The organism is Kitasatospora mediocidica KCTC 9733, from assembly GCF_000744225.1.
GTDB classification, from domain to species: Bacteria; Actinomycetota; Actinomycetes; order Streptomycetales; family Streptomycetaceae; genus Kitasatospora; species Kitasatospora mediocidica.
Map to the genome: position 1 here is coordinate 1,593,899 of NZ_JQLN01000005.1, position 17,268 is coordinate 1,611,166.

At 71.7% G+C, this 17,268-nt stretch carries 13 protein-coding genes; 5 read left to right on the forward strand and 8 right to left on the reverse strand.

The features are described 5' to 3' along the window. Positions 1 to 49 precede the first annotated feature (49 nt). From BS80_RS37920 to BS80_RS21015, 4 genes are read left to right on the forward strand one after another with little or no spacing between them, the layout of a single operon-like run. Positions 50 to 3,712, forward strand: a complete 3,663-nt coding sequence (locus BS80_RS37920; RefSeq protein WP_051966853.1) for an MFS transporter — start codon at positions 50 to 52, stop codon at positions 3,710 to 3,712. 32 nt (positions 3,713 to 3,744) lie between these two features. Next, a complete protein-coding gene (locus BS80_RS21005) occupies positions 3,745 to 5,229 on the forward strand; it encodes an amino acid permease (RefSeq protein WP_157536429.1) in 1,485 nt (494 codons plus the stop codon). A gap of 3 nt (positions 5,230 to 5,232) precedes the next feature. Next, the gene (locus BS80_RS21010) at positions 5,233 to 6,597 is read left to right on the forward strand and encodes a glutamine synthetase family protein (RefSeq protein ID WP_035799597.1); all 1,365 of its coding nucleotides are present in this window, start codon (positions 5,233 to 5,235) and stop codon (positions 6,595 to 6,597) included. Between the two features lie 39 nt (positions 6,598 to 6,636). After that, a complete protein-coding gene (locus tag BS80_RS21015; protein ID WP_035799600.1) occupies positions 6,637 to 7,401 on the forward strand; it encodes a 3-oxoacyl-ACP reductase in 765 nt (254 codons plus the stop codon). Positions 7,402 to 7,434: 33 nt separating this feature from the next. Here BS80_RS21015 and BS80_RS21020 read toward each other — a convergent pair whose 3' ends face one another. The 4 genes from BS80_RS21020 to BS80_RS21035 all read right to left on the reverse strand — a co-directional run bounded on the left by BS80_RS21020 (position 7,435) and on the right by BS80_RS21035 (position 11,015). Beyond that, a complete protein-coding gene (locus tag BS80_RS21020) occupies positions 7,435 to 8,592 on the reverse strand; it encodes a PD40 domain-containing protein (RefSeq protein ID WP_035799603.1) in 1,158 nt (385 codons plus the stop codon). A gap of 207 nt (positions 8,593 to 8,799) precedes the next feature. Beyond that, positions 8,800 to 9,837, reverse strand: a complete 1,038-nt coding sequence (locus BS80_RS21025) for an alpha/beta fold hydrolase (protein ID WP_035799606.1) — start codon at positions 9,835 to 9,837, stop codon at positions 8,800 to 8,802. Further along, positions 9,831 to 10,718, reverse strand: coding sequence for a LysR family transcriptional regulator (locus BS80_RS21030; protein WP_035799609.1), 888 nt, complete (start codon positions 10,716 to 10,718; stop codon positions 9,831 to 9,833). The genes BS80_RS21025 and BS80_RS21030 overlap by 7 nt, the downstream gene beginning before the upstream one ends. A gap of 117 nt (positions 10,719 to 10,835) precedes the next feature. Further along, the gene (locus tag BS80_RS21035) at positions 10,836 to 11,015 is read right to left on the reverse strand and encodes a hypothetical protein (RefSeq protein WP_035799612.1); all 180 of its coding nucleotides are present in this window, start codon (positions 11,013 to 11,015) and stop codon (positions 10,836 to 10,838) included. Between the two features lie 160 nt (positions 11,016 to 11,175). Here BS80_RS21035 and BS80_RS21040 point away from each other — a divergent pair, with 160 nt between their 5' ends. Continuing rightward, the gene (locus tag BS80_RS21040) at positions 11,176 to 12,216 is read left to right on the forward strand and encodes a helix-turn-helix domain-containing protein (RefSeq protein WP_051966855.1); all 1,041 of its coding nucleotides are present in this window, start codon (positions 11,176 to 11,178) and stop codon (positions 12,214 to 12,216) included. Between the two features lie 23 nt (positions 12,217 to 12,239). Here BS80_RS21040 and BS80_RS21045 read toward each other — a convergent pair whose 3' ends face one another. Genes BS80_RS21045 through sbnB form a run of 4 tightly spaced genes read right to left on the reverse strand, consistent with a single transcriptional unit; the run spans position 12,240 to position 17,268 of the window. Continuing rightward, positions 12,240 to 13,157 carry a hydroxyacid dehydrogenase gene (locus tag BS80_RS21045; protein WP_083974992.1) on the reverse strand — a complete coding sequence of 306 codons (918 nt, stop codon included), beginning with the start codon at positions 13,155 to 13,157 and terminating at the stop codon, positions 12,240 to 12,242. Beyond that, on the reverse strand, positions 13,154 to 14,989 hold the full coding sequence (asnB, locus tag BS80_RS21050; protein WP_063772025.1) for an asparagine synthase (glutamine-hydrolyzing): 1,836 nt from the start codon (positions 14,987 to 14,989) through the stop codon (positions 13,154 to 13,156). The genes BS80_RS21045 and asnB overlap by 4 nt, the downstream gene beginning before the upstream one ends. Before the next feature lie 3 nt (positions 14,990 to 14,992). Then, complete coding sequence (locus tag BS80_RS21055) at positions 14,993 to 16,243, reverse strand: phenylacetate--CoA ligase family protein (protein WP_051966857.1); 1,251 nt, start codon at positions 16,241 to 16,243, stop codon at positions 14,993 to 14,995. 17 nt (positions 16,244 to 16,260) lie between these two features. Next, on the reverse strand, positions 16,261 to 17,268 hold the full coding sequence (gene sbnB, locus BS80_RS21060; protein WP_035799613.1) for a 2,3-diaminopropionate biosynthesis protein SbnB: 1,008 nt from the start codon (positions 17,266 to 17,268) through the stop codon (positions 16,261 to 16,263).

The window sequence follows — 17,268 nt, forward strand, 5'->3', positions numbered from 1 at the left end:
CCCAACCCCCACCACGTACCCGTTCCACTCCGAACAGAAGGGCCCGTCCGTGGCCACCCAGACCCTGCCGCAGGCGGCACCCGACCGGCGCCGTTTCGCCCACGGTTTCCGCCGACTGTGGAGCGCCACCACGCTCTCCGGCCTCGGTGACGGAGTCCGGCTCACCGCCTTCGCGGTGTTCGCCGCCGCGCTCACCTCCGATCCCTTCCAGGTGGCCCTGGTCACCGTCGCGGCCAAGCTGCCCTGGCTGTGCATAGGCCCGTTCACCGGCACGCTGGCGGACAGCATCGACCGCTGGCGTGCGCTGTGGATATGCGACGCGGTCCGGACCCTGATCATCGGTGTTTTCGCCCTGCTGGCCTTCACCGGGCAGGCGAGTATCCCGGTGCTCGCCGTGACGGCCTTCGTGCTGACCTCGGTCGAGACGCTGGCGGAGAACATCGCGCAGGCGGTGGTGCCCGACGTGGTCGGGACAGCGTCCCTGGACACCGCCAACAGCCGTTTGATGGGTGGTCAGTTCGCCACCACCGAATTCATCGGCGCACCGCTGGGCGCCTTCCTCTTCGGCATCTCGCACGCCCTGCCGTTCACCCTGGACAGCGTCTCGTTCGCCCTCTCGGCCGGTCTGATCCTCACCATCCGCCGGAGCCGGCCCGCCACCCCGGGCGACCTGGCCGAGCCGTCGGCCCCGGTCGAGCGGATGACGCCGCGCAGGCTGCGCGAGCAGACCGCCGAGGGCGCCCGCTGGCTCTACCGGCACCGTGGACTGCGGACGCTCTGCCTGCTGATCGGCACGCTGAACTTCTCCGTGGTGGCCGTGCTGGGCATCGACGTGCTCTACGCGTTGAAGGTCCTGCACATCGGCCGCACCGGCTACGGGCTGATGATGGTCGCCATCGCGGTCGGCGGGCTGGCCGGCCTGCTGGTGGCGCCACGGATCGTCGAGCGGGCCGGGCGGGGCCGTACGCTCCACCTCGCCTTCCTGCTCTGCCCGGCGGCCTTCCTGACCGCCGCCTTCACCCGCAATCCGTACCTGGCCTCCGCGGCCCTCAGCCTCGTCGGGGCGAGCATCGCGCTGACGAACGTCGTCACCGCCTCACTGCGTCAGACGATCATCCCCACCGGGCTGTTCGGCCGGGTCAACGGTGCGTATCGCATGATCATCAACGGCCTGTCGCCGCTCGGCGGCCTGGTCGGCGGTGTGGTGGCGACCAGCTTCGGGCTGACGGCTCCGTTCCTGATGTCAGCCGCGCTGATGACCACCGCCGCCGTCGCGGCGCTCGTCCTGCTGCCCCCGGACGGCCTGGACGGGACGACCTCGGACACCGGCGCCGGCCCCGGCCGAGGTGCCGGGACGACGGCCCGCCGTTCCAAGCGCCGGGCCGCGCAGGCCCTGCTGGTCGGCGCCGCCCTGCTGGCCGCCTCGGCCGCGGCGTACACCACCGTGCGCGCCCCCGGCCCGCTGCCCGCCGACGCGCCGAGCGGTGACTTCTCGGCGGTCCGCGCCCACCGGTACCTGAGCGAGCTGGTCACCGCCCCCCATGCCGTGGGCACGGCCGAGCACGACCGCGTCCGGGACCGGATCGTCGGTGAGCTGACCGCACTCGGCCTGCACCCCCAGCTGGAGAGCGCCACCGCCACGGCCACCGGATCCGGCGCCGCCGCGGCCGCCCGGGTGCAGAACATCAGCGCGACCCTGCCCGGCACGGACCCGACCGGTCGGATCATGATCGTCGCGCACTACGACTCGGTCGAGATCGGCCCGGGAGCCACCGACGACGGCATCGGGGTGTCGAGCATCCTCGAAACCGTCCGGGCGCTGAAGTCCGGTCCGGCACCACGCAACGACGTCACCTTCCTGCTCACCGACGGTGAGGAGGCGGACCTGATGGGCTCGCGCGCCTTCACGGCCGCGGGGACGGCCGAGAACCCGACCGACCCGGCCCACACCGTGGTGCTCAACCTGGAGGCCCGCGGGACGTCCGGGCGGGCGGTGATGTTCGAGACCGGCGCACACAACGGCGCCCTGGTCCCGACACTCGCCGACCACACACCCGTCGCCACCTCGTTCTCCTACGAGGTGTACCGGCTGCTGGCCAACGACACCGACTTCACCATCTTCCGCCGCGCCGGCATGACCGGCATGAACTTCGCCGTCATCGGCGGTGCGTCCAACTACCACACCCCGCAGGACAGTCTGGCCAACGCCAGCCAGTCGAGCCTGCAGGACATGGGCTCCAGCGTCCTGGCCGCCGCCAGGCAGCTGGCCGGCGCCGACCTCGCCGACCTCACCGCGCAGTCCGACAGCACCTACTTCACGCTCTGGGGCGTGCTGCTGCACTACCCGACCGGCCTGGTCGTGCCGCTCGCTGCGCTCATCACCCTCGCCTTCCTCGCCGCCGGGTGGTTCGCCCGGCGCCGCGGCGCCCTCCGGGTCCGGGCCGCGCTGGTCACGGCGGCCACCCTGCCGCTGCCGCTGCTCGGCGCCGCTGCCGTCGGCCTGGCCGGGTGGCAGCTGCTGACCGTGGTCCGGCCGGACTACCTGGGCTTCATGCTGGGTGACCCGTACCGGCCCGCGCTCGCCGAGATCGGCCTCGGTGTCGTGGCCGCGGCGCTGATCTGGGGCTGGGCCGCCGCCCTGCGCCGCCACCGCCGCACCCGCAACGGCACCGCCGCCGGCTCCGGGTACGGCGTCGTCGAGTTGAGTGCCGGCGTGACCGGGGTGCTGGTCCTGCTGGCCCTGCTGACCGCAGTGGTCTTCCCGGGTGCGTCGTACATGTTCGTCTGGCCGGCGCTGGCCGGTTCGGCGGGCCTGGCCGTGGCGGCCGCGCTTCCTGCCGGTTCGCCGTGGCGCGGTGCCTGCGCGTCGCTGGCGGCCGTTCCCGTCGCCGCGCTGCTCACCCCGGTCGTGATCATGCTCTTCGCGACCGTGGGCCTGATCTACGCCGCGATCCCGCTCCTCGTGGCGGCGCTGCTGGCCGCGCCGGTGCTGGTACCCGCCGCTCCGGTCCTGCGCGGCCGCCGGGTCCTGGCCGTCGTCTGCGCGCTCACCGCGTTGGGCACGGCGACGGTCGTCACCGGGACGGTCCGCGACCGGACCGACGCGGCCCACCCGGTCCAGGTCAGCCTGATGTACGCGCTGGACGCCGACACCGGCCAGGCGCGCTGGGTCAGCGACGGCCGAGTCGCCAACCCGTGGGTGCACCGTTACGTGTCGGGCGACCCGGTCGGCCTGAAGGGCGAGTTTCCCGCGCTGCTCGGCACCGACTCCTGGCAGGTGGGCCCGGCTCCGGCCACCACCGTCCCGCTGCCGACTCTTCAGGTCGCAGCCGACCAGCGGCAGGACGGCGTTCGCACCGTCACCGTGCACCTGGGCTCGCAGTTCGGCCTGCCGACCCAGCTCATGCTGTATGTCGACACGGACGGCGCCACCGTCGAGAGCGCCCGCTACGGCACGACCGAGCTGGCCGGTGGCCACAACCGGCCGACCGCCCTGAACCAGTGGAAGTGGGGCTTCATCGCCGTCGCTCCCGGCCCCGACGGCGTCGACCTGACCCTGCGGGTCCGTGCCGACGGACCGCTGCGCCTGCGGATGGTGGCCCAGACCCCGACCCTGCCGGACCCGGCCCTGCGCACCCCGCGGCCCGCCACCGTGAACTGGTCCGGCGACAGCGCCGGTTACACCGTGGCCACCCGCGCCTTCACCGTCTGACCCCGCCCCCACCGCGATCGATGAGGACCACCATGAGCAGCCCCGGCACGGACGACGAACGCCGTCTGCACGAACTGGGCTATGCCCAGGAGCTCCAGCGCAGACTCTCCGCCTTCTCGAACTTCGGTGTCTCCTTCACCATCATCTCGGTGCTCTCGGGGTGCCTGACCCTGTACGGCTTCGGCATGAAGACCGGCGGTCCCGTCCTGATCGTCTGGGGGTGGCCGCTGGTCGGCCTGATGACGCTCTTCGTGGGCCTCGCGATGGCCGAGGTGTGCTCCAGCTACCCCACCGCGGGCGGTCTGTACTACTGGTCGGCGAAGCTTGCCGACTCGAACAAGGCCGCCTGGGCCTGGTTCACCGGGTGGTTCAACTTCCTCGGTCAGGTGGCCGTCACCGCGGGTGTCGACTTCGGCGCGGCGACCTTCCTCAACGCGCTGCTCGACCTCCAGGGCTGGTACTCCGCGACGATGGCGCACACCGTCGTGCTGTTCGGCGCGATCCTGCTGGTGCACGGTCTGCTGAACCAGTTCGGCATCCGGCTGCTCCTGCTGCTCAACAACCTCAGCGTCTGGTGGCATGTGCTGGGTGTCCTGGTGATCGTCGCCGTCCTGGCCGTCCAGCCGGCCCACCACGCCTCCACGGCCTTCGTGTTCGGCCACTTCGCCAACAGCACGGGCTTCGGTTCGGGGCTGTACGTCTCGGCCCTGGGCCTGTTGCTGGCGCAGTACACCTTCACCGGCTACGACGCCTCGGCGCACATGACCGAGGAGACCCACGATGCGGCGCGTTCGGGCCCGAAGAGCATCGTGATGTCGATCGTGGTGTCACTGGTCGTCGGCTGGGTCCTGCTGATCGGCCTCACCTACGCCATCCAGGACTACGCGGCGGAGGCCGCGGCCGACGTCCCGCCCGCCCAGATCTTCATCGACGCGGTCGGCCTGACCACGGGCAAACTGCTGCTGCTCATCGTGGTGGGGGCCCAGCTGTTCTGCGGAATGTCCTCGGTCACCGCCAACTCCCGGATGATCTACGCCTTTTCGCGGGACGGTGCGCTGCCGTTCTCCTCGTTCTGGCACCGGGTGAACCCGCGGACCCAGACCCCCGCGAACGCCATCTGGCTGGCCGTCGGCGGTGCGTTCCTGCTGGGGCTGCCGGCCCTGTGGAACCTGACCGCGTACGGCGCGGTCACTTCCATCGCGGTCATCGGCCTCTACATCTCGTACGTCATCCCCACCTATCTGCGGCTGCGCAAGGGCGAGGAGTTCGAGCGCGGCCCGTGGCACCTGGGGCGCTGGAGCCGGCCGGTCGGCCTTGTCGCGATGGCCTGGGTGGGCTGTGTCACCGTCCTGTTCGTCCTCCCGCAGAGCTCTCCCATCACGTGGGAGACCTTCAACTACGCGCCGGTGGCCGTCCTGGTGGTGCTCGGCTTCGCCGGCACCTGGTGGCTGGCCTCGGCCCGCCACTGGTTCACCGGTCCCCGGATCGCCGGATCGACCGCCCTTCCGGAGGAGTAACCCATGACGAAGCGCAAAGGCATGCTCACCCTCGACGAGCTCCGGCACCAGGTGGCCGCCGAGGAGATCGACACGGTCGTCCTCGCGTTCACCGACATGCAGGGCCGGCTCCAGGGCAAGCGCCTCTCGGCGGAGTTCTTCCTCGACGAGGTGGCCACCGGACACTCCGAGGGCTGCAACTACCTGTTGGCCGTGGACGTCGAGATGAACCCGGTGGACGGCTACGCGATGTCCTCCTGGGACCGTGGCTACGGGGACTTCGTCCTGGTACCCGATCTCACCACCCTGCGCCGGATGCCCTGGCACGAGGGGACCGCCCTGGTCATCGCCGACCTCAGCTGGCACGGCGGCGAGCCGGTGGTCGCCTCCCCCCGGCAGATCCTGCGGCGCCAGACGGACCGGCTGGCCGCGCGGGGCTGGCAGGCCATGGTGGGAACCGAGTTGGAGTTCATCGTCTACGAGGACAGCTACGAGCAGGCGTGGCAGCAGGGATACCGCGAGCTGCGGCCCAGCAACAGCTACAACGTGGACTACTCGATCCTCGGCACCTCACGGATCGAGCCGCTGCTGCGGCGGATCCGCACGGCCATGACCGGCGCCGGGATGTACGTGGAGTCCGCGAAGGGCGAGTGCAATCTCGGCCAGCACGAGATCGTGTTCCGGTACGACAGCGCTCTCGTCACCTGCGACAACCACGCGGTCTACAAGACCGGGGCGAAGGAGATCGCCGGGCAGTCGGGCCGCAGCCTCACCTTCATGGCCAAGCCCAACGAGCGCGAGGGCAACTCCTGCCACATCCACATCTCGCTGCGCGGTGCGGACGGCGCACCCGTGCTCGCCGGTGACGGCCGCTACGGTCTGTCCCCGACGGGTGAGCACTTCCTGGCGGGCCAGTTGGCCGCGCTCCGTGAGCTCACCCTCTTCTACGCACCCAACATCAACTCGTACAAGCGCTTCGTCGCGGGCAGTTTCGCCCCCACCAGCGTCCAATGGGGTCTCGACAACCGCACCTGCGCGCTGCGACTGGTCGGTCGGGGCTCCAGCCTGCGGGTCGAGAACCGCCTCCCCGGTGGCGACGTCAACCCGTACCTGGCGGTGGCCGGCCTGATCGCGGCCGGCCTGGACGGCATCGACCGGCAGCTGCCGCTGGAGGACGCCTTCGCGGGCAACGCCTATGCCGCCGAAGGCGCGAAGGCCCCCCGCGATCTGCGGGAGGCCCTCGAACTCTGGGAGCACAGCGCGCTCGCCCATCGGGTCTTCGGCCCGGAGGTCGTCGCCCACTACGCCAACCACGCCCGTACCGAGCTGGCCGCCTTCGACGCGGCCATCACCGACTGGGAACTGCGCCGCGGCTTCGAACGCCTCTGATCCGGCCCGGTCCGACCCCCCCAAGGAAGCGAGCACACCATGAACCGACTCCAGGACCGCGTCGCCGTCGTGACGGGCGCGGGCAGCGGCATCGGCCTCGCCACCGTCCGCAGGCTCTCTTCGGAGGGCGCGAAGGTCGTCGTCGTCGACGTGGACGCGGAGGCCGGCCGAGCGGCGGCCGACGAGGTGAACGGCCTGTTCATCCAGGCGGACGTCACCGACGAGGCCGCCGTGCGGCGGATGTACGAGCAGACACAGGAGACGTTCGGCCGGATCGACATCGCCTTCAACAACGCGGGCATCTCGCCGCCCGAGGACGACTCGATCCTGACCACGGGCCTGGACGCCTGGCGCCGGGTTCAGGAGGTCAACCTGACCTCGGTCTTCCTGTGCTGCAAGTACGTCCTGCCGTACATGCAGCGGCAGGGCAGCGGCTCGATCATCAACACCGCCTCGTTCGTCGCGGTGATGGGCGCGGCGACCTCGCAGATCTCGTACACCGCCTCCAAGGGCGGCGTGCTGGCCATGACCCGGGAGCTGGGCGTGCAGTTCGCCCGGGAGGGCATCCGGGTCAACGCCCTGTGCCCCGGCCCGGTCAACACCCCCCTGCTGCGCGAACTGTTCGCGAAGGACCCCGAGCGCGCCGCACGCCGTCTGGTCCACATCCCCAGCGGCCGCTTCGCCGAGCCCGAGGAGATCGCCGCAGCGGTGGCCTTCCTCGCCAGCGACGATTCCTCGTTCATCACCGCCTCCGACTTCCTGGTCGACGGCGGCATCGCAGGGGCGTACGTCACCCCTGAGTGACCGTCCGGGACGCGCCCGGGGGATCCCGGGGGATCAGCGGTGGCGGTAGGCGGGCAGGCCCTGGTAGCCGGAGACCAGGGTCGGCTTGCCGGAGCCGTTCGCGGCGAGGGTGACGATGCCCTGGGCGGTCCGGGCGGCGATGGTGGTGCCGTCGGGGGACCAGGTCGGCTCGGTGTAGTTGACGGTGGTGTTGGGCGTGAGGTCCTTGGCGTCGGCGGTGCTGTAGGTCTCGCGCTCGAAGAGGTGGTCGTGCCCGCCCACCGAGCGGACGAAGACGATCTCGGCGCCGTTCGGGGAGAGCGAGGGCTGCGAGCCCGCGCTCACCGGGCCGCCCTGCTGGCGCAGGCTCTCGTCGCGGATGTAGACCTCGCCGTTGTCGCTGTTCGCGTAGACGCTGCTGCCGTTGGCGGCGTCGCCGACCGGCCACAGGTTGCCGGTCTCCGGGTTCGCCTTGACGTTGTCGCCCGAGTAGTTCCCCAGGGAGAGCTGGTGCGGCGTGCCGCTGACCGCGGTGGCGGAGACGCCCTCCAGCCGGTAGACGCCGGCCTTGGCGGCGGCGAAGAGCAGGTTGTCCTTCGCGGGGTAGTAGCCCTGCGGCGAGGCCGCCTGGACCTGCCAGGTCGGGTGCGACCAGGTCTCGCCGGCCGGGTGCTTGGCGACGGTGACCCGGGCGCTGCCGTCCGGGTTGGCGACGGACAGGTTGCCCGCGCCGTCGATGAACGCGGCCTTGCGACCGTCCGGAGACCAGGCCAGGCCGGTGACGTCGGTACCGAAGTCGACCGTGGTCCCGTTCATCACCACGTACCGGGTGCCGTTGCTGATGGTCAGTCCGTTGTGGCCGGTGCCGTTCAGCGGAACCGGCGCGGCGGTGGCGGTGCTCGGAGCGGCGGACGGCTTGGCCGAGGCCGGCTGGGTCGGCGCGGTGCTGGGCGTGGCGCTCGGGGCGGCGGTGGTGCCGGTGGCCGAGGCGGAGGCGGAGGCGGACGCGCCGGTCGTGGGCGTGGCGGCACCGGCGGCGGACTGCGTCGGCGACGGGGTCGGGACCGAAGCGGCGATCGGCGAAACGGAGTTGGACGCCGAGGCGGCCGGCGTGGAGGTCGGGCCGCAGGAGGTCAGCAGCAGGGTCGCGCCGGTGGTGACGGCGAGGGTGAGGAGGACGGCGTTGGTGTGACGGCGGGCGCGAGCGGACATGACTGTTCCCCCGAGGAACTATGAGAAGCGGGCTGTGGGTTCTCGCCAGAGCCCGACTTCCCCCCGCGGGCTTCTGTGCCCTTATCCGGTAGCTCGCTGCTCGGTGCGATGGGTGAAGTCTGTCCTATCGGGGGTTCCCGAACAGTCCGTCTCCTGTCACAGGCGGGCAACAGCGATCACGGCGGTCCGTGGGTGCGACCGGGCGGCCTAACCGGCCCTGGCCCAAGGGGTGGTGAGCAGCTCGCGGACGGCGTCGCCGATGAAGGCGGCCGCCGCCGGATCCGCGCCGCCGCCCGCGAGGTGGCCCCAGATGCCGGGGATGGTGCGGACCGTGCCGTCGGGGATGTACCGGCCGGCCCAGACCTCGTCCTCCGGCGGGAAGTAGAGGTCCCGTTGGGAGGGCAGACTCAGGGTGCGGGCGCGGATCGCGCCCAGGGCGCGGGGCAGGTCGCCGTCGAAGCCCGGGGTGGCGCCGATGTCCGCGTGCTGCCAGGTCCACAGCATCGCCAGCAGGTCGTTGGCGTCGCAGCCGGCGAAGTTCGCCTCCCAGAAGCCGCTGAGGAACTCCTCCAGCGAGGCGTAGCCCAGCTCCCGGTAGTGGTGCTCCCAGTAGAACGCCTGGGACAGCCCCCAGCCCGCGTAGACCCGGGCGAACGCCCTTAGCCCGGCGGCTGGTTGACGGGTGTACCGGCCCTGCTGCCAGTCGGCGTCGGCGGTCAGCGCCGCCTTGAGCCCCTCCAGGAACACGTAGTTGTGCGGGGAGGTGCGCGACGAGCCGCAGAACGGCAGGGCGCGCCGGACCATCTCCGGGTGGCTCGCCGCCCACTGGTAGGTCTGGGCCGCTCCCATCGAGCAGCCCAGGACCAGTTGGAGGTCGGTGATTCCCCACCGCTCGGTCAGCAGCCGGTGCTGCGCCCGGACGTTGTCGCGGATCTCCACCTCGGGGAACCCGCTGCCGCCCAGCGGGCCGGGCGTGTTGGACGGCGAGGAGGAGAGCCCGTTGCCGAACAGGTTCGGCACCACGACGAAGTACCGCTCGGTGTCGAGCGGCCGGCCCGGACCGATCAGCCACTCATTGGCGTGGTGGGTCCCGGCGTACCAGGTCGGGAAGAGCACGGCGTTGGAGCGCCGCTCGTCCAGCACCCCGTAGGTGCGGTACGCCAGCCGGGCCGTCGGCAGTACCGCGCCGCGCTCCAGCCGGAAGCCCGGCAGCTCGAAGACCTCGTGGTCGGGTTCGGTCAACACCGGCGCTCACCTTCCGTAGCGGCGGTACGGGCCAGCACCCGCAGCGCCATGGACATCAGTTTCCCCGCCATCGGGTGGCCGCCCTGGCGTGGCGCGACCATGTGCAGGGGGACCGCGGGCGCCCCGGTGACCGGCAGGAAGCTGATCGACGGGTGGGCGTGGCGTTCCGCGACGGACTCCGGCAGCAGGCCGAGCCCGCGTCCGGAGGCCACCGCCTCCAGCCACTCGTCGAAGTTCGTGCAGAGCGCCGCGACGTTCGGACGCTCCCCGGACGGCCACTGCGCGAAGTCCGCCATGCCGCTGTGCGCGTTGACCGCGTGGTCGAGCCCGGGCACCTCGGCCCAGTGCAAGCCGCGTCGCGCTCCCAGCTCCGAGTCCTTGGCGACGGCGGCCACCTGACGCTCCTCCAGCAGGGTCACCACGTGCATGTCCCGGGTGTCGACGGCTCCCCAGAGCAGGGCGACGTCCGCCTCACCCCGGCTGAGCCCGGCCAGCTTCTCGTCTCGCCGCACCAGGTCGACCCTGGTCCCGGTCTCCTCCTCGAACCCACTCATCAGCCGTTGCGGCCAGTGGGCCGGGAACCCCCAGGAGAAGCCGAGCCGGAGCACCGCCTCCTCGGCGGACGGGTGCAGGGCCTCCTCCAGCCGGGGGAGGAGGAAGGACAGTTCCTGTTGCAGACGGGCCCCGGCGGCGGTGAGTGCCACGAATCGGGTGTTCCGGTCCAGCAGCCGGACTCCCATGCGCTCTTCGAGCTTTCGGATGTTCCGGCTCAGCGTGGGCTGAGTGAGATGGATCTTCTCGGCGGCGCGGGTGAAATGCATTTCCTCTGCCACCGAGAGAAAACCCCGGAGATGGTGGAGTTCGATTCCCATGACCGACATCCGATCCCCCTTTCACGAACCAGGCCCGACGGCGCACCCGCCACCCCTCCGGGCGGGTCCACCGCCGGGCCTCCTCCCCGTCGTCAGCCGAAGGGGTACTGCTCCGTACCGGAAGGGTCAGCCCCAACCCTGGTCGAAGACCACGATCGGCGCGGGGGCCGGGGCGGCGGCGACGGTCGTGCCGGTCGGCGCGGTGTCGGCGACGGCGGGGGTGCCCGGGGTCAGCAGGGCGGCGACGGCGACACCGGTGACGAGCAGGGAAGCGGCCGCGGTGGCGGCCAGCCGAAGGAGCTTCATGGTGTTAATCCTGACATTTTCTTCGTGCGATGAGACGCGACTTCTTCGCACCCGATCAGGGGGCGGAGTCGCAAACTCATCATGCCTGGCGGTTGACCGCCTCTTGGCTCAGTGCCGGTGTCAGGTTTCCGCCACGGCACATCACGAGGCATCCTGAAGTATGACCAAAGCAGACAAAACGGCCCTTCCGGCGAGCCCGGCACCCGGCGGTACGGCCGCGCTGGTCTACCGGTACGCCACCCGGCGGTCGTCGATCGGCTGCGCCGAGTTGCCCGCGAGCCTGGGCATCACCCGGGCCGAGGCGCAGGCCGCGCTCACCCAGCTGGTCGAGCTGCGGCTGCTCCAGCCGGCCGGCCGCAGCGGCGACACCTACGCGGCGGTCAACCCGATGTCGGCGGCGCTCCAGCTGCTCTCGCCCTCCGAGCTGGAGCTGAGCACCCAGCAGCAGACGATCGACCGGATCCGCAACGACATGCGGCTGCTGCTCCCGCTCTACCAGGAGGGCGCGATCGCCCGGGAGGAGGACGACGGGTTCGAGGTCATCTCGGACCTCCCCTCGGTGCGGACCCTGCTGGAGAAGCTGGCCGCCGAGTGCCAGTCGGAGGTGCTGACCTCCCAGCCCGGCGGCGGGCGGGACGCCCGGCTGCTCATGGAGACCGCCACCCGCGACCGGGTCGTGCTGGACCGCGGCGTCTCGATGCGCACGCTCTACCAGCACACCGCTCGCTTCGACCTGACGACCTGCGACTACGTGCAGCGGATCGTCGACTACGGGGCCGAGGTCCGGACCACGGGAAACGGCTTCATGCGCTTCCTCGTCTACGACCGGCGCACCGCCGTGCTCTCGCTGGCCGACAACGCGCACGGCGCGGTCGTGGTCCGGGTGCCGGAGGCCGTGCACTTCGTCGCCCAGTCCTTCGACTGGGCCTGGGCGACCGCCGAGCCCTTCCCCACCCGCTCGACCTGGGACGAGGCGCGGTCGATCTCGGACGACGTGAACAAGACCCTGCTGCGGATGCTGGTCAACGGGCTCGACGACCGCCGGATCGCCCGCCAGCTGGGCATCTCGCTGCGCACCTGCCAGCGGCGGATCTCCGATCTGATGACCAGGATAGGAGCCAGGAACCGGCTGCACGCCGGGTACCTGATCTGTCAGCAGGGCCTCATCGAGGCGCCGGACGCGGCGAACGACCCGGAGTAGTGCGCCCAGTGCCTGACGCGGCACTAGTCGAGCAGGACCTCCCGGACGGCCCGGACGGCCTCGGCGCCGGCCCGCTCCTGGGCCTGCCGGGTGCTCGCCCCCAGATGCGGGGTCACCGTGACGCCCGCGAGGCCGAGCAGCGGCGAACCGGTGGCCGGCTCGGTCTCGAAGACGTCCAGCGCGGCCCCCGCGAGCCGTCCCGAGGCCAGTGCCCCGGCCAGCGCCCGTTCGTCCACCACCCCGCCCCGCGAGGTGTTGACCAGGTAGGCCCCCGGCCGGAGCAGCGCCAGCTCGCGTGCGCCGATCAGGCCGACGGTTCCCGCCGTCTTCGGCACGTGCACCGTCAGTACGTCGCTGTTCGCCAACAGGGCGTCCAGTTCGACCAGTTCGGCCCCGGCATGATCGGCCGCCGCGGCCGTCGCCTGCGGGTCGTGGGCCAGCACCCGCATCTCGAAGGCGGCGAGCCGGCGGGCCACCAGGGTGCCGACCCGGCCCAGGCCGACGATGCCCACGGTCCGGCCGGCCAGCTCCTCGCCCTGGAACGCGGAGCGCTCCCAGCGGCCGGCCCGCACCGAGGCGTCCGCCGCGGCGATCCGGCGGTTGGCGGAGAGGATCAGCCCGACCGTCAGCTCGGCGACGCTGACCACGTTGGAGGCCGGCGCGTTGCGCACCAGGACGCCGGCGAGCCGCGCGGCGGCCAGGTCCACGTTGTCCAGGCCGACCCCGGCGCGGGCCACCACCCGCAGCCCGGGGGCGTGCGCGAACACCTCGGCGTCCACCGTCGTCCCGCTGCGCACCACCAGGGCGGCGGCGCCCGCCACGGCGTCCAGCAGCGCGGCCCGGTCGGTGCCGTCGCAGTGCCGCACCTCGAACTCGGATCCGAGCAGGACCGGCGCGGACGGCGGGAGCGGATCGGCGATCAGCACCACAGGACGGGTCATCGCTGGGCCCCCGCCCCGACCGGCGTGGCCGGCGTCGCGCAGGCGTCCGGCAGCGCGGGGCCGTCCACGAAGAGCTGGTGCCAGCGCTCCAGCATGTACAGCGTCCACAGCGCGTAGCTGTGCTCCGGACGGAACTCCGAGACGAACGCGCGCAGCCGGTCGGGCCGGAAGTAGCCGCGCTCCAGCGACGGTTCGGCCAGCAGGGTGGACTGGATCCGCTCGCGCAGCGCTGCGCCCAGCCAGCTCTCCAGCGGCACCGCGAGCTCCTGCTTGCGGCGGTCGACGATGCCGGCCGGCAGGTAGCGCCGGGCCACCGCCTTCAGCACCGCCTTCTCGTCGCCGTCGCGCAGCTTCGTCCCCACCGGCAGGCCGGTGGCGTAGGCGATCAGCTGGTGGTCCAGGAAGGGGCTGCGGGCCTCGACGGAGTTGGCCATCGACATTCGGTCGATCTTGACCAACTGGGCGTCCGGCAGCCAGAAGTTGCAGTCGAGCTGCATCAGCCGGTCCACGGCCTGCGGGTGGCCCGCGGTCTCGGCCAGCCGCCCGCTCAGGTGGTCGGGCGGGAAGCTGCCGGGCAGCCGGTCGATGAACTCGGGGCTGTACAGCAGGGACTTGAGGCTATCGCCGACACCGTCGGCCAGCACCTTCTGGTACCGGCCCGCCAGACCCTGCGGCGCGCCGTCCGGCCCGTCGAAGGGCTTGTAGCGCTTGTAGCCGGCGAAGATCTCGTCGGAGCCGTCCCCGGTGAGCACCACCGTCACCTGCTCACGCGCCAGGCGGTACATGTAGTAGGAGGCGATCGCCGAGGGGAAGGCGTAGGGCTCGCCGGTGTGCCGCAGGATGGTGTCGGCCGCGGCCGGGGCGTCCTGCGGACGGATCAGGAAGCTGTGGTGCCGGGTGCCGAAGTGCGCGGCCACGGTGCGGGCGTGCTGCGACTCGTCGAAGGCGGCGTGCTCGAAGCCGACCGAGAAGGTGTGCAGCGGCTGCTTCAGCCGCTGGGCCGTCAGGGCCACCACCAGGCTGGAGTCCAGGCCGCCGCTGAGCATCGCGCCGAGCGGCACCTCCGACTCCAGCCGATCCGTCACCGCCTGCTGCAGCAGCGCGTCCACCCGGTCGACGGCCTCCTCGAAATCGACCTCGTGGTCGGTCCGGGTGAAGTCGAACGCCCAGTAGCGCCAAGCGCTTTCGAGCTCACCCGGCGCGAAGGTCAGCACGGTCGCCGGTGGCACCTTGCGGACCGCGCGGAACGCGGTGCGCGGCGCCGGGACCACCCGGAAGCCCAGGTACTGGTCGATGGCGACCGGGTCGGTCCGGCGGTCGATGCCGGGGGCGGTCAGCAGCGCGGGCAGCTCGGAGGCGAACGCCACGCTCCCGTCGGCCCGCCGGCTGTAGAAGATGGGCTTCTTGCCGGCCCGGTCGGTGGCCAGCAGCAGCCGCCCGGACCGGGTGTCGTACAGGGCGATGGCGAACATGCCCTGGAGCTCCAGGACGAAGTCCGGGCCGAACTCGTCGTAGAGCACCGGGATCACATGGGCGTCGCTGGTGCCACCGATCCGGCGGCCGCGCCGCTCCAGCCTGGCGCGCAGCTCGCGGTGGTTGTAGATCTCGCCGTTGAAGACGCAGACCACCGAACGGTCCTCGGTGTAGGTCGGCTGGGACCCGTTGTCGAGGCCGACCACGGCGAGCCGGCACATCCCGAGCGCCACCTCGGCGGCGTCGTGGAACCCCGACTCGTCCGGTCCTCGATGCCGCATCAGGGAGCAGGCCTCCCGGGCGAACGAACCCCCGGGGAGGCCGCCGCCCAACGCCGCTTCGCCGGCTATCGCGCACATGGGTCAGATCTCCTGGAGGTTGAAGCGCCGCTTGGCGTGGTTCGAGCGCAGCTGGTCGACGCGGACGGCGGTGACCCGCAGGTCGTTCACCAGGCCCGAGTCGATCATCTGGGCGACGTCGGGCGAGGCGTCCCGGATCAGGGCGCGCACGGCGCCGAGCTGATCACCGGTCACCTGGTCTGCCACCACCCGGATCTCCAGGCCGCCGGAGGTGACCACCTCGAAGGCGCGGCTGGGGAAGACCTCGGCCATGGCCTGGCACAGGTCGTGGTTGCTGATCCGCTCCCCGTGCTTGAAGTCGCCGCCGAAGCGGCCGTCGATGCGCTCGAAGGCCTGCACCGTCCGCCCGCGCCAGGTGATCGTGCGCAGCCCGACGATGACGTCGCCGGTGACGTAGCGCACCGCCGGAAAGTACTGCCGGGTCAGCGAGGTGAGCAGCAGGATGCCGTCGCCCGGCCGGGTGGCCGGGGCCGTGCTGTCGCCGTAGAGCTCCGCGGGCGCGATCACCTCGGGCAGGATGTGGTCGTGGAAGTGGTAGAGGCCGGTCTCCTCGCAGGAGTAGGCGATCGCCCCGATCTCGATGCTGCCGAACACGTCCAGCACATCGGCGGTGCTCAGGCCGAAGCGCTCGGCGACCCGGCGGCGCCAGGCGGCCGGCGCCAGGTCTCCGACCACCATGATCCTGCGCGGTGTGATGGTCAGCGGTTCGGGGGACTGCAGCAGCCGGTCCAGGATCATCGGCATGGTGAACAGGACGTCCGGGCGCCAGGCGTTGAGCTTGGCGATGTGCTCGTGGATCGGGCTCTGGAAGTCGATGTCGCGGGCGTCGAAGCCCATCTCCTCGAAGATCCGGCGGGCCGAGGCCGCCGCGTGGCCGGTGCCGAGGTCGGCCACGGCGACCTCGCCGGGGCGCACCTCGCCCAGGAAGTCCGCGAACAGGGCCTTGCGCTGGGCGACGTAGGCGTCGTCGTCGGCCGGGGCGTAGAGGATCCGCTTGCGGCGGCCGGTGGCGGTGCCGGAGGTGTGGAAGGCCTCCGCCTGCGGCAGGTCGGTGTGGTCCGCCTCGTAGTAGTGGGCGCTCAGGACCCGCTCGTCGATCAGCGGCAGTTCGGCCAGGGCGGTGACCGGGCCGCCGGTGCGGGCCCGCACCAGCTCGCCGTACCAGGGGAACCGCTCGGCGTACTGGTCGAGCAGCAGGGCCAGCGTGTCGGCCGTGCCGTACAGGGGGCCGGTCTCGGCCAGGGTTGTCGTCATGTCCGTTGCTCCGCCGCTCAGTTCCAGCGCTCGGTCTCGCCGAAGAAGTCCGGGACGCGGTGCGCGGTCCCCTGTTCCAGGGCCTGGGAATGGATGTGGGCGCCGACCGCGAGGTCGAGGACGCCGAGGCCGAACGGCGAGAAGATCTTCGGCTTGTCGTCGCCGAGGGTGATCTCGCCCCGGATCAGCTGGGCCAGCGTGCCGTCGATGAAGTCCTGGTGGCCGTACCGCTGGACCGCCAGGTGCGGGGAGGTGCCGGCGGTCAGGCAGTGCTCGACGTCGTCGAGGACGTTGTACGACTCGGCGATGATCTCCGGGCCGATGTCGCGCAGCGAGACGTTCAGCACGACCTGGCCGGCCGCGAAGCTGCCCGGCTCGGTGACGTACGGCTCGCCCGCCGTGGTGGCGAAGACCACCACGTCCGCGCCGGCGACCGCCTCGGTGAGGGAGTCGACGCTCTCGGCCTGCCCGCCGGTCGCGTTGATGTGCCGGACGAGGGCGGCGCCGTACTCGGGCGCGCGGTCGTGGACGGCGAAGGTGCCGACCGTCCAGCCGTCGGCGGTGAAGAACTCCACGATGTTGCGGGCGATGATCCCGGCGCCGATCACGGCGATCCGCTCCGCCCGGCGGCCGCCCAGCAGCTCCTTGGCGCCCAGGACGGCCGAGGCCGCCGTCCGGGCCGCGCTGATCTGCGAGGCCTCCAGGCAGGCGAAGGGGTAGCCGGTGGCGTAGTCGTTCAGCAGCAGCACCGCGGAGGCGCGCGGCACGTTGTTCGCGATGTTGTCGGGGAAGCTCCCGATCCACTTCAGCCCGGCCACCTGGCAGTCGCCGCCGAGGAAGGCGGGCAGCGCGATGATGCGGGAGTTCGGCCGCTCCGGGAAGCGCAGGAAATAGCTGTTGGGGTTGACCGAGTCCCCCTGGTGGTGGGTCAGGTAGGCCTGCCGGACGATCGCGGAGATCTCCTTGCGGGACTCGGCCACGATCCGCCGGACGGCGACACCGCCGACGACGTCGAATTCAAACAA

What these genes read in the sequence shown, in the direction of transcription:
- BS80_RS21020 (WP_035799603.1), bottom strand. Translation starts at nt 8,592, where the DNA reads ATGTCCGCTCGCGCCCGCCGTCACACCAACGCCGTCCTCCTCACCCTC.
- BS80_RS21010 (WP_035799597.1), top strand. Translation starts at nt 5,233, where the DNA reads ATGACGAAGCGCAAAGGCATGCTCACCCTCGACGAGCTCCGGCACCAG.
- asnB (WP_063772025.1), bottom strand. Translation starts at nt 14,989, where the DNA reads ATGTGCGCGATAGCCGGCGAAGCGGCGTTGGGCGGCGGCCTCCCCGGG.
- BS80_RS21030 (WP_035799609.1), bottom strand. Translation starts at nt 10,718, where the DNA reads ATGTCGGTCATGGGAATCGAACTCCACCATCTCCGGGGTTTTCTCTCG.
- BS80_RS21015 (WP_035799600.1), top strand. Translation starts at nt 6,637, where the DNA reads ATGAACCGACTCCAGGACCGCGTCGCCGTCGTGACGGGCGCGGGCAGC.
- BS80_RS21040 (WP_051966855.1), top strand. Translation starts at nt 11,176, where the DNA reads ATGACCAAAGCAGACAAAACGGCCCTTCCGGCGAGCCCGGCACCCGGC.
- BS80_RS21035 (WP_035799612.1), bottom strand. Translation starts at nt 11,015, where the DNA reads ATGAAGCTCCTTCGGCTGGCCGCCACCGCGGCCGCTTCCCTGCTCGTC.
- BS80_RS21055 (WP_051966857.1), bottom strand. Translation starts at nt 16,243, where the DNA reads ATGACGACAACCCTGGCCGAGACCGGCCCCCTGTACGGCACGGCCGAC.
- BS80_RS21005 (WP_157536429.1), top strand. Translation starts at nt 3,745, where the DNA reads ATGAGCAGCCCCGGCACGGACGACGAACGCCGTCTGCACGAACTGGGC.
- BS80_RS21045 (WP_083974992.1), bottom strand. Translation starts at nt 13,157, where the DNA reads ATGACCCGTCCTGTGGTGCTGATCGCCGATCCGCTCCCGCCGTCCGCG.